This is a genomic window from Enterococcus sp. DIV0755b (assembly GCF_051713765.1).
In the GTDB taxonomy this organism is placed as follows: domain Bacteria; phylum Bacillota; class Bacilli; order Lactobacillales; family Enterococcaceae; genus Enterococcus_C; species Enterococcus_C canintestini.
The window spans coordinates 2,011,889-2,025,759 of record NZ_JBIOQN010000001.1 but is presented as its reverse complement, the minus strand read 5'-3'; the positions used below and the strand labels follow the sequence as shown (position 1 = coordinate 2,025,759).

Here is a 13,871-nt window from a genome sequence, read left to right as displayed (position 1 = left end):
TCTTTTAGATTGAGGGAGTTTAACAAGTAAGAAATCTGAGTAGTACATTCATTCTCAGTGTGATAAAGAATATTTCCGATTTTATATCGTGTCTTTTGATTATCAAGTTTAGGAAATAGTAATCGGAAAAAAAATTAGCAAAACATATTTCGTTAGATTTTTCTTGCAGTACCGTATTAAATTCAGAAACATTTAATTGTCCTTTATAGATATCTATAATATGTTGAGTCTGTTCGCTCATTTTATCTACATAATTTACCCCTAAAACTCTCATATGACATATAGCTAGAAGAAATAGAACTCTTTCTTCTTCAAGGGGATTCAATGTTTTAAGAACAGCAATTATTTTGGGTGAACATAATTTATATATATATTCTCTGGTCTGGGGGAAAGGCCAGTCTAACCCCAAGTAAATTTTACTAATTATAGAAAAGATAATTAATCGAATCATTGCTTCGTTTCCAGATAAACAAAGAAATTCGCCTTTTTGTATAATCTGGATTCTATATGGATTCAAGATACTATTGACAATACATAAATCGCTATTTAGCTGTTTTTTGGAGATAGATAGTTCTTCGCAAATATGGTTGAAACGTATTCTAGTTTTAAAAAATATTTTCTCGCAGATTTCAAATGGGTAATTTTGCTTTAAGTAGACTAATCGCAATTCGAAAAACGCTTTTTGAAATTCTTGATTATTGTTGCAACTTAATTTGTATAAAAAACCTGCACCTTGTTCAATTTCAAGAGAAGAGTCCGTATATTTTTTTATATCACAATTTATTTCTGTTAATGCCCTCTTGATACTTGATCTGGAATAATTGAATGTTGAAATCAGAGCTTGTATTGATACTTGTCTTTCTATATATATCAACCTTAGAATATCAAGCTTTAATAATACCGTCCTTTTTAGAAATTTATAAATCAATATAATCACCCTTTCTACAACACTCAAATAATAACTATATTATTGTATATTAAAGCGTTATTTTTGTATAGTTAGCGTTTTTTTGGTCACTAAGTTACCAAAAAAATCGTTTAGATGAAAAATAATCGTTTTATAATTGATGTAGGTAATGCTCTTAATAATAAAGTTAATTAGATTACAGAATGTATGTGAGGGGTTAGAAAAATGAAAAAAATATCTTTACTTATAGCTATTGCTGGACTCTGCGTGACAGGGTTGATACCACTAGTGTCTTCTTATGCATCAGAACAAGAGTATGTTAACAATTCTATGTTTACCCAAAAAGAAACTATTCAAGAATACTCATTTGATACTGACACAAGTTCCGTACTTAATAAATGGTTCGTACAAATGCCAAACAATTATGGATATGGATGGAATGCTACTCAAATTGGAAATGGTAAGGCTGTTATTTCAAGCAATGATGGGAATATTTCTACTATTCAATCCAATAATGGAGATCAAACTTCTCGAAGAAGCCCGACATTAAAACAAAATGTTCAAGTCTCCCCAAATAAAAAATACGTTCTTAATATTGAAATTGAGAAATTTAGCGGAGATAGTTCCTATCTAGTTATTAATAACGAAAATCTTAGTTCAGAGGTAAACGGGTTTATAAATGGGCCAGCTGTAAATACTCCTGTATATAATTATTCTTACAATCGTGAGGTAATGTCTGATGATAGTGGAGTAATTCCGATTTCGATTTATATGCAGCACGCAGCTGATAAATGGGTATTTAGTTGGGCTCCTTTTACCATAATAGTAGATAAAGTAAGCATAGTTGATATTACAGACCCCAGTTCAGATTCAAGTAGTGAATCTTCATCAGATTCAAGCACTCAAACTACCTCGGAGTCGGGTTCCGAAACCAGTTCTCAATCTGATACTGAAACTACTAATACTGAAATGGATTCTGGATCAACTAATCATTCAAGTGTAGATTCCACTACCAATTCACTTTTTCAATCAAATACAGATCCTAGCTCAGAAGTGAGCTCCAAGGCTGAGAAGAAAAAACAGATTGTTGCTATTACAAGTAGCTCCAGCAGCTCAAGTAATAAGGGAAAAAGAACTTTTCCTAAAACTGGTGAGAAATCCAACGAAAGTATAGCAGTCATTGGTGGGATTATTATTATTAGTTTAGGCGGTTATGTATATTTTCGGAAAATGAGATGATGGTAGCTATAAAAATAGACAAAAAATTTAGATTTAAAAACTTCAAAACTGACAACGTTCAAGATATGTCCGAAATGTTTAGTCGATCAATCAGGTTAAGAAATTTAGACCTATCAAGTTTTGATATAACAAACTGTGATGCAAAATGTATCAAGTATATTCAAAAACCATTCCTAATACTGCAACAAATTACTTTGCTAAAAATACTCGATTAAAAAAGGCTGAAATTATTACTGGTCAAAAAAATTTACACTATCTGATTGAAGATCGGTCAAATTTAGCTTTAGAAATGGTTAGGATTCAATCTGAGAATACCTTACTTGATTTTAGGAATCCATATTTAGCTTCGGAGTTTCTAAATCTAAGTGACGGGAATAAAACTTTTTTAATTCGAAAGTATATTTTAGGGTATTCTGACTATGAAATTTCTGTTCAATTGTCTTTGAGTAGACAAGGTGCAACAAAAAAGCGTCAAAGAATTCTAAAAAAATTCGCGAACGATTATTGAACTAATTAAGTTAATCTATATGATTCGTCATCCTACTCGAACTTCCACTGATTGAAGAAATAGTGAGAAGGAAATGGAGGATATAGAGAATGAAATCATGAGAAAACCTTGTCGCTCTAGTTCAAGAAAATGACGAAGATGCTTTTACACAAATTGTTAAGGATTTCAGACCATTGTTAATTAAAGAGTCTTGTCGAAATGGAAAATTTGACGATGATTGCTATCAGAAATGTTTGATTAGGTTATTTTTAGCTCTGAAGAATTACAAAATACGCAAATAATTTTTTTCAAAGTGTATTTAAAAAAAGAAAGTCATACAAAATCATACAAGGTAGGTTTGAACTTTTAAAGGATAAACCTACCTTGTATGATGACTATGAAGACATTTCTAGATTATGAATTATGAAAAAAGCATTGTAGTTATAAAAGGAGAATTTTTATGTGGTTGTTTCTATTAGGTTTATTTATCGGTTGTACAATTGGAGTCATCCTGATGGGGTGTTTATCTGCTGGGAAATATAATGATATAAAATCTGGAAGGGAATAGAAAACAAAAAAAGAAATAAAGCAATTATTGAGAGGAGTATTTATATATGAAACTCAAATTACTAGTAGTTACTTTATTGATATTAATATTAGCAATAATTTATTCATACTTGACGCCATTTTCTAAAGATGTTGTAAAAACAATACTTGCTATTGTGGGTACAGTCTCAATGATTATAGTTTTCTGTTACGGCATAATATTAAGGAAAATAAAAAAAAGAAACTAAAATAATTTATTCTATTAAGAAATAAAGAGCATGCTAATAAAAGATGCTTCTTCTTTACGGTTATACGATATTTAATTGGACCGTCTTTTATATATGTAGAATATCCAAGAATATTACCTCTTATGGTCCCAAGTAATTACGAGAAATGATGGATATAGTAGAGAAGTAGTTATTACATTATTCTTTACAGTTATACTTGATTAATTTGTTATAAAAAAGCGATAGGAGTTAAGTAGATGGATTTTTTAGCAGGAACTTTATTATTTGTTTCTCTAGTGGGAGGAAATATAGGAACTATACGGTGGCGAAAGAAAAAACAAGATGCAGATATCTTGTTTTTCTGCCTAATTTGGACGTGTATCTGTCTAATTTTCTATTTTTCTGGTATTGAGATTTCCTATGGTAGTTATTATTTTTTGCTTCCCCTTTTGTATTTGGCTTTTTTTTTAGGGGTATATTTCAAAAATAAGACGCGGCTGTTAAATGGGATGTTATTTAACGTTTTAATTATTGTTTTTGGAATTTATATGGTATATAACGTGAATCTTACAGCTAGTCCAGTGTCCTTTGCTCTGCTTGGAGGACTCGCTCTTGTTATAATCATCGGACTTTTACTTTTCGGTTTCATATCACTATTAATTTTTCTTTATTTGAATTCCTTGGTTGTATTAAAAAGAGAAGCCCATTCTTTGGCTAATATGCTGACTTTGCTTCTTGCAATTTTTTTGACTCTATTTCTAATTTATAACTTTTTTATTTCCAAACTCATACCAGATTGGCTAACGAGTCTTTTAGCAGCATTACCTTTTATAATGGGCTATTTCATTCTCATTTTTTTCAATTTCTTTAGTGTTTCCATTTTATATCAATTTAATCATCCTAAACCTGACCAAGATTACATCATTGTTTTGGGTGCTGGTCTTTTGAAAGGGGAGATAGTTTCCCCACTTTTAGCCAAAAGGATTGATGCTGCAATTAAATTCTACCAACATCAAATCAATGTTAGTGGTAAACATCCTAAAATTATAATGTCTGGGGGTCAAGGAGTAGACGAAAATATTCCTGAAAGCGTAGCGATGGCACAATATGCTAATCAAAATGGAATACCTGAAGAAGATATCCTGTTAGAAGATCAATCTACTACTACTTTAGAAAATATGAAGTTTTCTAAAAAAATTATGGATAGAAGATCCCCTCTACCCTACAAAGTGATTTTCACTTCGAATAACTATCATATTTTTCGTGCAGGTATTTATGCACATCAGGCAGGGTTAAAAGCAGACGGAATTGGAGCTAAAACAGCACTTTACTATTGGCCTAATGCTTTTTTAAGAGAATACATTGCCATTATAGCGCTTCACAGGAAAAGACATTTAGTTGTTTGTGGATTAATTGTAGTGTTATCTATTTCTTTATCGATTATATCCTTTTTTAGGGGTTAATAACTTATTGAAATATAGAGTTTAACTACAAAATTCAGCGATTAGCCTTCCAATATTTTTCAGCTCTTCGTCAGATAGTATTGGTGCTCCAACTTGAATGAAGACACGGTGAAGAACTCAAAAAAGAGCTATTTTTTGATGCGGTCTCCTAACCAAGATAACGAAAAAGATGAATCTTAATTAGGGTAGCCTGTCAGTTTACGTTAATTTGAATCTAAAAGAGTTTAACTAGCACTTTCTAGCATTATCAGAAAAATTCAGGAATGAATGCCAAAAACAAAAAAGTAAATTAGTTGGTCAAGTTCTAAAAATCAAATTAACAAGGAATCAGGCAACGAAAAATAGGCAATACAATAAGTTTGATTTAGAAGATATACAGTTCGTGGAAATGCGCCTGTGATGCAAGGTGATGCTTTTGGATTGAGATTTATTATACCAAATGAATTACCTAATCTGTTCACAGCACCATACAGATTGTAGAAAGTCGGAACCTATTGAGGGAGGTTATTATGATGAAGAGGGAAAATAGAATATTTTAACTATTAATTTGTGTACGGCTGTTGTTCATATTTTCTTATCTTAGTTTTTACAATGTAAAAAAGATAGTTTGTACTTTTAACGGAAAAAGAGAACTGACAATTTATATAGAAAATACAAAAATTCCAAAAAAGGATATTATGCCTATTGATGAAGGAATTGGAGGAAAAATGTTTACGATATTTTCTTATTCTAGAGATATAACTACCAAAAGAGATTATGAGAATTGGAAAAAAGAAATAAAAGATAGTGGTAATTTCTTAAATGGCGAGTCTGTTTCTAAAAATTATAAACCACAACCTAAGGATTGTGAATTGCAGTACTCTTTCACTTATGATTTTCAAAGAAAAAAAGTTGATTTTCAATATGTATTAGCTGGAACCTATACTGCTGACAAGAAAACTATAGAGCGGGCATTCAGTTATCCTAACATCCCTTTTTACTCTCCACCTGAATAAATTTTTAACGCATTCAGTCCTTTATCGTCCATCCTCTATAGATGGGTGATGAAGGCTATTTGATATGAGAATTACCATTGGCAATTCGAAAACTGATAATTAGGCACGTTACCTTTTTATTTTTCGGTGGCTATTCAATATTATAAGTGGTAACAATAATGTAGGAGACAGCAATTTGCCCTTGCTGCTTTTCCTCCATTTTTTATCTTGAGTGAATGAATGCAAGAGAAAAAAATCCACAATTAGTCTTGTATTCTCCTACTATTTTTATAGGAGAGAAGAATCTTTAGTTACTCTTCTTTCATGAAAAAAACAGGGCGTACATTTTTATGCCAACATCATTTCTAAATGACCTTTATTTTCATGATTTGCCTACGATTTGCCGACATAAAATTTTATGTTTTAGCAAATAAATTTTCGTAATAGTTGTGCAAAAAAAGTGAAAAATTCCATTCTCAAATAAGTAAGCCCCTAAAACTTGCCAATGGTGGTTAGTTTTAGGGGGCTTTTTCATTTTGAGACATATTATTTGAAAGCAAAAAATTCAAATAGTAGATTTTTATTAAATATTTTTGAGCAGAACATATGAAATAAAAAAACATAAGTATTATGCTATTAATGTATGGTAAAGGAATCTAGTTTTACCATTAAAAGGAAGGGGAGAATAGTATGAGTAAAAGCAAGGTTATTATCGTAGGTGCTTCACACGGCGGACACCAATCCATCCTTGAATTATTATCAAGATATGAAGACGATGTCGAAATTACATTATTTGAAGCAGGTGATTATATCTCATTTATGTCATGTGGGATGGAATTGTATCTGGAAGATCAAGTCACTGACGTCAATGATGTGCGTAACTTTAGACCTGAAAATTTCCCAGAATCTAATGTGCATATTTTAAATAATCAACTTGTTCAATCCATTAATGCCGATAATAAAACAGTAACAGTTAAAAATAAATTAGACGATACCACCGCAGACTATGAATATGACAAATTGATTTTAAGTTCTGGGGTGAAACCAAATTCACTTCCTGTCTCTGGCACCGAATTAGAAAACGTCTATTTAATGCGGGGTTATGACTGGGCGACAAAGATTAAAGATAAATTATCTAATCCTGAAATCAAGAAAGTAGCTGTAATCGGTGCGGGTTATATTGGGATTGAAGCTGCCGAAGCTTTTCAAAAAGCCGGCAAAGAAGTCATTTTGTTAGATATGATTGATCGGCCTTTAGGAACTTACCTTGATAAAGAAATGACTGATATATTAGCTGCGCATTTGACCGAAAACGGAATTAAAGTAATGACTGGGGCAAAGATTGAAGCATTTTTAGGAGATCAAAAAGTTTCAGCTATTCAAGTAAACAACGAAGAAATTCCAGTGGATTTAATTATCCAAGCAGCAGGGGTGAAACCGAATACAGAATGGCTAAAAGGCACTGTCGATTTGGATGACCGTGGCTTTATTATGACTAATGAATATTTACAAACCAATTTACCAGATGTTTATGCAGTCGGGGATGCAACTTTGGCTTATTCTGTTCCTGCTAATGCCAAGATGCCGATTGCGCTAGCGACAGTGGCTAGAAGAGAAGCGAGATATGTTGTAAAACATCTATTTGAAAAAGTACCAAGTAAACCATTTGGTGGCGTTGTAGGTTCTTCTGCATTGAGTGTCTTTGATTATCATTTTGCGGCTAGTGGCTTAAATAGTTTTACAGCGCAAAAAGTAGGTAAAAACCTTTACACTTCATATTACGAAGATACGTTACGACCTAAATATGTGCCAGAAAAATTTGGCAATAAAAAAGTTTCTGTCCAACTCTTCTTTGATCCAATCACGCATCAAATTTTAGGGGGAGCAGTTTTATCTACCTATGATATTACTGCCCAAGGAAATGTTTTAGCATTGGCGATTCAAAATAAAATGACCATTGAAGACTTAGCAGAAGCTGATTTCTTCTTCCAACCAGGTTTTGACCGTCAATGGAGCTTGTTAAACTTAGCGGCCCAACATGCATTAGGTGAAAAAGAATTTATTGAATAGACATTAAAAATGATTTTTTAGAGTAAACTAATTTTTAAAGGGAATTTTTGTAATGCAATTCAGACGCGTATATTGTTAGCAGAATTTTAAGAATGATGTGTAGTGATAGGAGTCCATTTTTGAAGACTGTAACGAATAATTGAAAAGAGAATCTGGTTTACAGGTAGACAAATTATATGTCTGCCTGTAAGCTTTTTTTATTTGCCTAAAATTTATTCTCAATCAAATGGTCTTAAAAAGCTAGTTATTTTAACAATAAGTGAATGCTGAAGATGACGTTAGTTTCTTTAGTAAGAATCCAGTAAGAAAACAACTTACCATATTCTTACGTTACTTGCTTTAAAGATTATCTTTGTTATGGTGGAGAAGTAGTTGTGACTTTATTTGCGATTAGAGGAGGTGATAGTCTTGCAAGATGAAGGTGTGGCGGTGGGCTATTGCCGTCTTAGTAAAATAATCAAAAATTAAGGAGCAAAATAAAATGTATCTGATTCACGGAGAACAACGAAAAATTAGTCATGTTTGGGCGCATATTAAGTGGCAACATACTGGAGAAAAAATTGCAGTAGTGGGATTTCCTAAAAAGTTACCAGAAAATTATTTGCGTAATAAACAAATCACTTTTTATGAGAGTTTGACAATTAAAGATAAATGGCTCGTACAAGCAGATCGGTTTTTAGCAAAATTTGAAGACGAATACGATGGAATCATCTTTTATGTTGATTGTACCTTAAAAGAAGCAAATGAAATGAAAAAAATTGCTGCAAAATATCGTAGTCTTGTTACACTAACGGTAGCCAGTGATTTGCCAATTTCTATTGAACATCATCCTTTAAAGCAGGTGGCATAAGTGTGGCGTCCGGTTATTTCTGAAAAGGTAATTAAAAGTGGTGTCTTAATTAGCGGATTACGGTTAATGCAAAATCAAGCTTGGCGCTCTAACAAGAAAAAAAGGGAATTAATGATTTTAGGAAATCAAATTTCTGAGATTATGGCTTTGCATATGACTTCAGATGAATTAATTGTGGGAATTCCTTTAAATCGGGTGGAAGTGAAGCTTTTAGAAGTACCACGGTATGAAAATGAACAAGGATTTCATGTTTTAAGCCAAATTAGCGAATCAATTGAGGGTTATTTTATTCAGATTGAAAAAATTGTCTAAACGGGTTTATTAAGTGGGAGACTATTCATTTTGGTAAAAACTTGATTTAAATTTTATAAATGAATTTGAAACGTACAAAAAGAGAGTTGGTAACTTATCATCTCCATCAGAGTATAGGTGGGACAGATAAAGCAACTCTCTTTTTAATTTAGTTTTTATAGTAGTTAGAAAATTATTTTTCTAATTCTTTAATTAAAGTTTTCATTTCCTCAATTTCTTTTTCCTGGGCTTCAATAATACTTTCTGCTAGCTTTTTAACTTCTGGATCGGTCAAATCTGCTCTTTTACTCGTTAAAATTGCAATAGAATGATGGGGAATCATCGCCTTCATCCACGCAACATCATCAACAGCGGTTTGACTGCGAACCATAAAAAGAGAGCCTAAAAATAGACAAATACTTGTAATCAAGATTGCTAGATTCATTTTTTTATTGGTGTACATTTTCCACATAAACAGCAACATTACAATAGCCATCGCCGCTCCCATCATAATAGCCATGAAAACGCGGGTTTGGCTAAAGAAAATATGGTCGATTTTATATACATTCAAATACATCATCAAAAACATCAGAATTGTGGAAACCCCAATCATCACTAAAAATTTTACATACTTTTTCATTTTTATTGCCCCTTTCTTTTATCCGTTATAATCAAATAACGTAAAAATTTTCTTATATAATTAGTATAACGAAAAAGATAATTTTAGGATAATTTCTTACATTTAGAGCTAGCTTTGGACCTCAGTTAGAATATTATGAAATTGTTTTAGCAGCGTATTGTAAATTGAACATAGTGTTAGGTAGAAGAGATATTTTGCTAGGAAGCTATCTTGTATTAACTAGCAGGACGCCAAATTGATACAAAGAGTTAGTTTTTACGCTATAATTAAAGATAATTGATATAAGTAAAAAATAGATAATTTTTTAGTGGATGTAAGGAGGGTGGCTATGAAAAAAATTGCAATTATCGGTGCCGGGCCATTTGGTTTGAGTGCATTAGCCAGTTTAGTTAAAACAGCTAGAACTTTAAATGAAGAAACTGAAATTTTAGTCTTTGATCCTTATGGGCCAGGAGGAAGTGTTTGGCGAAGTGATCAAAGTGGCGAAGTAATTATGAATACGGTGATGCAACACGTCACGTTATTTTCTGAAGATGAAGGACCAAATCTTGGACAATGGAGTCAAAACCTGGCATTGTCTTTTTTAGCTTCATTGTCTGTAGAGGAGCAAAAAAAGTTTATCCCAGAAACAAAATTAGCCAAAAATGATTATTGTTCGCGCCGGTATTATGGACTTTACCAGCGCTGGTTTTTCAATGAAATTATAAAAAAGTTGCCTGAAAATGTTCGCATTACATTCATTAGTGAAAAAATTACCGATTTAACCATTAGAGATGAAAATATCCAATTAATAGCAACGAAACTATATTTGGTATCTGATGTTATTCTAGCCACCGGTCATTCAAAAAATGAAGCGCGTAGGGGTGAAAAGAAACAGCAATTATTTGCCAAAGAAAATGGAATCTTTTACCAAAATCCAAGTAATCCTGCTGATGCTCCATTAGAATATTTGGTGTCAGGGCCTGTTATTATTAGAGGCTTGGGTTTGAGTTTTTATGATTATCTACCCTTACTCATAAACAAGTGGGGTGGAAAGTTTCAAGAAGAAAAAGGCGAACTCATCTATCTTCCTTCAGGTAAAGAAGAACAAATTATTGTTGGTTCCGGGCGGGGATTACCTTATCATGCGCGTCCTACTAATCAAAAAGAACCAGGAGAAGATGCACAACCACAAATTTTGACGCCAAAATTTATGACAACGTTTGATGGTTCGGTCAAAGAATTGGTGTCATTATTAAAAAAAGAAGCAGAATTAGTTTATTATGAAATTGCTTTAAAAGAAGCTAACTTAGATCTGACGGCCTTTTTAAGCGAGTATCGCCAGTCTGATGCCAGCAGTGTGTTAGAGAAATATCAGGTTCCCAAACAGATTCAACTCGATTGGGATAAGTTGTTAAAACCTGCGCAAAATGTTTCAGCGACTGATTTTCCTGATTTTGTAGGAAAGTATCTACAAGAAGATATCTTTAATGCGCAATTCGGTAATAAAACTGGAGCACTTGCCGCTGCAATTGATACTTTTAAAGAATTACAGGCACCTTTTGAGTACATGCTTGACCATGAGAAATTCCTACCAAAAGAATATTATGAAGATTTTTTTGGTACATTTAATCGAGATTATAGTTTCTTGACGATTGGTGCACCTGTAATCAGACAAAAACAATTATTGGCTTTTTTTAAGGCTGGTTTTATTACTTTTTTAGCGCCAGATATGACAGTAGAGCAAGGCGATAGTGAATTTATTGCATTTAGCAAACAAGATAAAAAGCGGATTTTTAAAGGTAAAAATCTGATTGAAGCGCGTTTACCAGGCACAAGTTTAGTTAGAACGAAAAATCCCTTACTTCGCAATATGCACCAAAAAGGTTACTTAACTCCTCATACTGTCACCTTTGATGGAAAAAAACATGAAACAGGAGCGCTTAGAGTGAGTCGCAAAACGCACCAAGTGATAGATTGCAAAGGTGAGATTCAAGAACATATCTACTGTTATGGGATCCCACTAGAAGGCTTAGATTGGCTCAATGCAGCCTCACCTCGACCTAAAAGTTGTGATCGCGTCTTTTATTTAGCCAATCAAATCAGTGAAACTATTTTTAAAGGAAATGACAGTCCAATTTCTTTTAAGCAATAAGACAGAAAACAGCGACTATAATTTTGCAACTAGCTGTGGGTGATGTTCAGTTAAGCTACTACTTTTCTAAAAAGCTTATAGGTAGTTGAAGGAGGTGTGACAGAAGTAGCTTCTTCAAAAAATAAGACGAAATTCCAAATAATTTTAAAAACAATTTTCAGGAATTCCGTCATATTTTTTGAAGCTAGTCGCTTCTGTCTCAACCGCCTTAAGATTTAGACTAGTTTTTCTTATCCCATTAATTTATCAGTAATGTTTGGCATCTTTGGTAGGATAGCGACTACTTTCAAATTCGATTACAATTTGGGGTTTCCCCAATACGCTGTATTTTCTTACTACCAATTGTTTGCGGGAATTATATGCGCCCAAAACGCTAATGGTGCTGCCAACGGTGACATCAGCCAAAAAATTTAATGCATGACGGCTGATTAAACAATGAATATCGTCTAATTGAAAATAGACGAGGGGATGTTCAGCTATTTTTAAAATTTTTATTTGACGAATTGTGCCTTTTAAATTAATCATCATCATCCCTCCAATGAAGACCATTTTTTGACAGTGATAAATTCTACGTTACGGATTTCATCATAATCAATTTTTTGATTGGCAATGTAAATACCTAATGTATCATAACCTTGTATCTTGCCGGTAATGTCTGGCAGATAGTGGCCTTCTTCATTTACTTCTTCTTTTTGGATAGCAATACTTTTGTCTTTTAAACGGGCTTCATATAAAATACGATCAATTTCAGTGGGCGATAGTGTCGGTTTTGCCGGCCAAGAGTAAGCTTTCGCAGCTTTTTTAGCGTCCATTTGAGCAGTGTGTTCGGATAAATAAAAACCATTCCACTTTAATAATTTGCGGTCTTCGTAAGGTGGCGGTGTGCGCATAAGATCACTTCCAACGATTTGATAATTTTATTATACGAACGTATGTTTGTTTTGTAAAGGAAGAAATAAAATTTTAGTATAAAATGGACAATAGCCCTCTCTATTACTAGAGAAGGCTATCTGACTAATCAATATTATTATTTAAGGTTGGATCAAGACTATTACTAAAATTCATGTTATTTCTCGTTTAAACGATGTATTCCCTAACCTCTAATACATCTTTGTAACTCTGAAGTTACGCCAGTTTGATTAAATTCAACGAAATAAATCAATCTATCGCATAACAATATTTTTCGCGTAGCATTAAGTATAACAGATAATAGGGCTACTTTTTATTTTAAACTATAACTTATTAAAAACTTAATTTTTCCTAAAAACTAGAAAAAATTAAATCATTGGCACCAATGAAATTTAAGATATAAAGAAATAAGACAATGCCGTTAATCAAAAAAGAAAGTAAAATAACGGCAAAACGAAACGTAACATAAGAATAACCTTCAGGACGATAGTTGGTATAGCGCTTGCCGCGATAACGTATCATGAGTAGCAGCAGACATAATGTCATTACGGCTTGAAAAATTAAGCCTAAAAAGCGTAATGCAGAACTATCAATATTTAACTGTAAAAAATAAGCAGCTAACGTCAGAAAATCAATCAAAATAGCAAGAAATGGCATAATTTTCTCCTTAAAATTGAGTCGTTTTTTTAAATTTATATTAGTAATAAGAAAAACAAGCAGAATTTTCTTGTTTTATAAAAATAAAATGCGGAGTAAGGGATTTGAACCCTCACGTCCGTAATGGACATATGCGCCTGAAGCATACGTGTCTGCCGTTCCACCAACTCCGCTAAAAATAAGCTATGATTTATTTTAGGACAAGGTGATTTTTATTTCAAGGAAAAGCATTGGTTATAAGACGCAGTCAAAAGGGGGCGAAAAACTATTTCTACTTGTTTTCAAGACCGCTGTTTGCTAGGGTATAAAGGAATACTAAATTTATAGAAAAGAAGGAAATAGATGGATACTGTTTTAATATTAGGTGGATTATTGGGGATAATAATTGGCGTTGTAACTTTAATCAATGCGACCACCAAACATCGTAAAAAAAAGTCTAGTTTAACACTCATTGCATTTTCGGCTGTGGCATTGTTA

14 protein-coding genes, 1 tRNA gene and 1 pseudogene are annotated in these 13,871 nt (G+C 32.7%); 10 read left to right on the top strand and 6 right to left on the bottom strand.

The genetic code is table 11. The annotated features are described in order from the left end of the window. Window positions 1-19: 19 nt before the first annotated feature. Complete coding sequence (locus IGI65_RS09710) at window positions 20-928, bottom strand: helix-turn-helix domain-containing protein (protein ID WP_438774077.1); 909 nt, start codon at window positions 926-928, stop codon at window positions 20-22. A 204-nt stretch (window positions 929-1,132) separates the two neighbouring features. On the opposite strand from IGI65_RS09710, the gene IGI65_RS09705 reads away from it, so the two are divergent. From IGI65_RS09705 to IGI65_RS09665, 9 genes and pseudogenes are all read left to right on the top strand, one after another. Further along, the gene (locus IGI65_RS09705; RefSeq protein WP_438774075.1) at window positions 1,133-2,146 is read left to right on the top strand and encodes an LPXTG cell wall anchor domain-containing protein; all 1,014 of its coding nucleotides are present in this window, start codon (window positions 1,133-1,135) and stop codon (window positions 2,144-2,146) included. Window positions 2,147-2,291: 145 nt separating this feature from the next. Continuing rightward, complete coding sequence (locus IGI65_RS09700) at window positions 2,292-2,654, top strand: sigma-70 family RNA polymerase sigma factor (protein ID WP_438774074.1); 363 nt, start codon at window positions 2,292-2,294, stop codon at window positions 2,652-2,654. Between the two features lie 134 nt (window positions 2,655-2,788). Beyond that, window positions 2,789-2,935 (top strand): annotated as a pseudogene (locus tag IGI65_RS09695) (helix-turn-helix domain-containing protein); the annotation flags it as partial. Between the two features lie 158 nt (window positions 2,936-3,093). Continuing rightward, window positions 3,094-3,201, top strand: coding sequence for a DUF3789 domain-containing protein (locus IGI65_RS09690; RefSeq protein ID WP_438774072.1), 108 nt, complete (start codon window positions 3,094-3,096; stop codon window positions 3,199-3,201). A 462-nt stretch (window positions 3,202-3,663) separates the two neighbouring features. Beyond that, window positions 3,664-4,869, top strand: a complete 1,206-nt coding sequence (locus IGI65_RS09685) for a YdcF family protein (protein ID WP_438774070.1) — start codon at window positions 3,664-3,666, stop codon at window positions 4,867-4,869. A 677-nt stretch (window positions 4,870-5,546) separates the two neighbouring features. Further along, the gene (locus tag IGI65_RS09680; protein ID WP_438774068.1) at window positions 5,547-5,864 is read left to right on the top strand and encodes a hypothetical protein; all 318 of its coding nucleotides are present in this window, start codon (window positions 5,547-5,549) and stop codon (window positions 5,862-5,864) included. A 669-nt stretch (window positions 5,865-6,533) separates the two neighbouring features. Continuing rightward, the gene (locus tag IGI65_RS09675) at window positions 6,534-7,913 is read left to right on the top strand and encodes an FAD-dependent oxidoreductase (protein ID WP_438774066.1); all 1,380 of its coding nucleotides are present in this window, start codon (window positions 6,534-6,536) and stop codon (window positions 7,911-7,913) included. Window positions 7,914-8,394: 481 nt separating this feature from the next. Further along, complete coding sequence (locus IGI65_RS09670) at window positions 8,395-8,763, top strand: hypothetical protein (RefSeq protein WP_438774065.1); 369 nt, start codon at window positions 8,395-8,397, stop codon at window positions 8,761-8,763. Then, window positions 8,764-9,075: a hypothetical protein gene (locus tag IGI65_RS09665; protein ID WP_438774064.1), complete on the top strand. Its 312-nt coding sequence runs from the start codon at window positions 8,764-8,766 to the stop codon at window positions 9,073-9,075. A 172-nt stretch (window positions 9,076-9,247) separates the two neighbouring features. On the opposite strand, the gene IGI65_RS09660 is transcribed toward IGI65_RS09665, so the two are convergent. Next, the gene (locus IGI65_RS09660; protein ID WP_438774063.1) at window positions 9,248-9,694 is read right to left on the bottom strand and encodes a DUF305 domain-containing protein; all 447 of its coding nucleotides are present in this window, start codon (window positions 9,692-9,694) and stop codon (window positions 9,248-9,250) included. Between the two features lie 328 nt (window positions 9,695-10,022). On the opposite strand from IGI65_RS09660, the gene IGI65_RS09655 reads away from it, so the two are divergent. Next, window positions 10,023-11,828, top strand: a complete 1,806-nt coding sequence (locus IGI65_RS09655) for an FAD/NAD(P)-binding protein (protein ID WP_438774061.1) — start codon at window positions 10,023-10,025, stop codon at window positions 11,826-11,828. Window positions 11,829-12,074: 246 nt separating this feature from the next. On the opposite strand, the gene IGI65_RS09650 is transcribed toward IGI65_RS09655, so the two are convergent. The 4 genes from IGI65_RS09650 to IGI65_RS09635 all read right to left on the bottom strand — a co-directional run bounded on the left by IGI65_RS09650 (window position 12,075) and on the right by IGI65_RS09635 (window position 13,567). Continuing rightward, window positions 12,075-12,353 (bottom strand): hypothetical protein, encoded by a 279-nt coding sequence (locus tag IGI65_RS09650; RefSeq protein WP_071863880.1) that lies wholly within the window; start codon window positions 12,351-12,353, stop codon window positions 12,075-12,077. Window positions 12,354-12,355: 2 nt separating this feature from the next. Further along, window positions 12,356-12,718 (bottom strand): hypothetical protein, encoded by a 363-nt coding sequence (locus tag IGI65_RS09645; protein ID WP_095005752.1) that lies wholly within the window; start codon window positions 12,716-12,718, stop codon window positions 12,356-12,358. A gap of 370 nt (window positions 12,719-13,088) precedes the next feature. Then, on the bottom strand, window positions 13,089-13,394 hold the full coding sequence (locus IGI65_RS09640) for a hypothetical protein (protein WP_071863882.1): 306 nt from the start codon (window positions 13,392-13,394) through the stop codon (window positions 13,089-13,091). Window positions 13,395-13,483: 89 nt separating this feature from the next. Then, window positions 13,484-13,567 (bottom strand) — tRNA-Leu (locus IGI65_RS09635). Window positions 13,568-13,871: the final 304 nt, after the last annotated feature.

Bases quoted from the DNA above. Each gene is read 5' to 3' on its own strand.
- IGI65_RS09705 (WP_438774075.1), top strand. From the start codon at position 1,133: ATGAAAAAAATATCTTTACTTATAGCTATTGCTGGACTCTGCGTGACA.
- IGI65_RS09700 (WP_438774074.1), top strand. From the start codon at position 2,292: ATGTATCAAGTATATTCAAAAACCATTCCTAATACTGCAACAAATTAC.
- IGI65_RS09690 (WP_438774072.1), top strand. From the start codon at position 3,094: ATGTGGTTGTTTCTATTAGGTTTATTTATCGGTTGTACAATTGGAGTC.
- IGI65_RS09685 (WP_438774070.1), top strand. From the start codon at position 3,664: ATGGATTTTTTAGCAGGAACTTTATTATTTGTTTCTCTAGTGGGAGGA.
- IGI65_RS09680 (WP_438774068.1), top strand. From the start codon at position 5,547: ATGCCTATTGATGAAGGAATTGGAGGAAAAATGTTTACGATATTTTCT.
- IGI65_RS09675 (WP_438774066.1), top strand. From the start codon at position 6,534: ATGAGTAAAAGCAAGGTTATTATCGTAGGTGCTTCACACGGCGGACAC.
- IGI65_RS09670 (WP_438774065.1), top strand. From the start codon at position 8,395: ATGTATCTGATTCACGGAGAACAACGAAAAATTAGTCATGTTTGGGCG.
- IGI65_RS09660 (WP_438774063.1), bottom strand. From the start codon at position 9,694: ATGAAAAAGTATGTAAAATTTTTAGTGATGATTGGGGTTTCCACAATT.
- IGI65_RS09655 (WP_438774061.1), top strand. From the start codon at position 10,023: ATGAAAAAAATTGCAATTATCGGTGCCGGGCCATTTGGTTTGAGTGCA.
- IGI65_RS09650 (WP_071863880.1), bottom strand. From the start codon at position 12,353: ATGATTAATTTAAAAGGCACAATTCGTCAAATAAAAATTTTAAAAATA.
- IGI65_RS09645 (WP_095005752.1), bottom strand. From the start codon at position 12,718: ATGCGCACACCGCCACCTTACGAAGACCGCAAATTATTAAAGTGGAAT.
- IGI65_RS09640 (WP_071863882.1), bottom strand. From the start codon at position 13,394: ATGCCATTTCTTGCTATTTTGATTGATTTTCTGACGTTAGCTGCTTAT.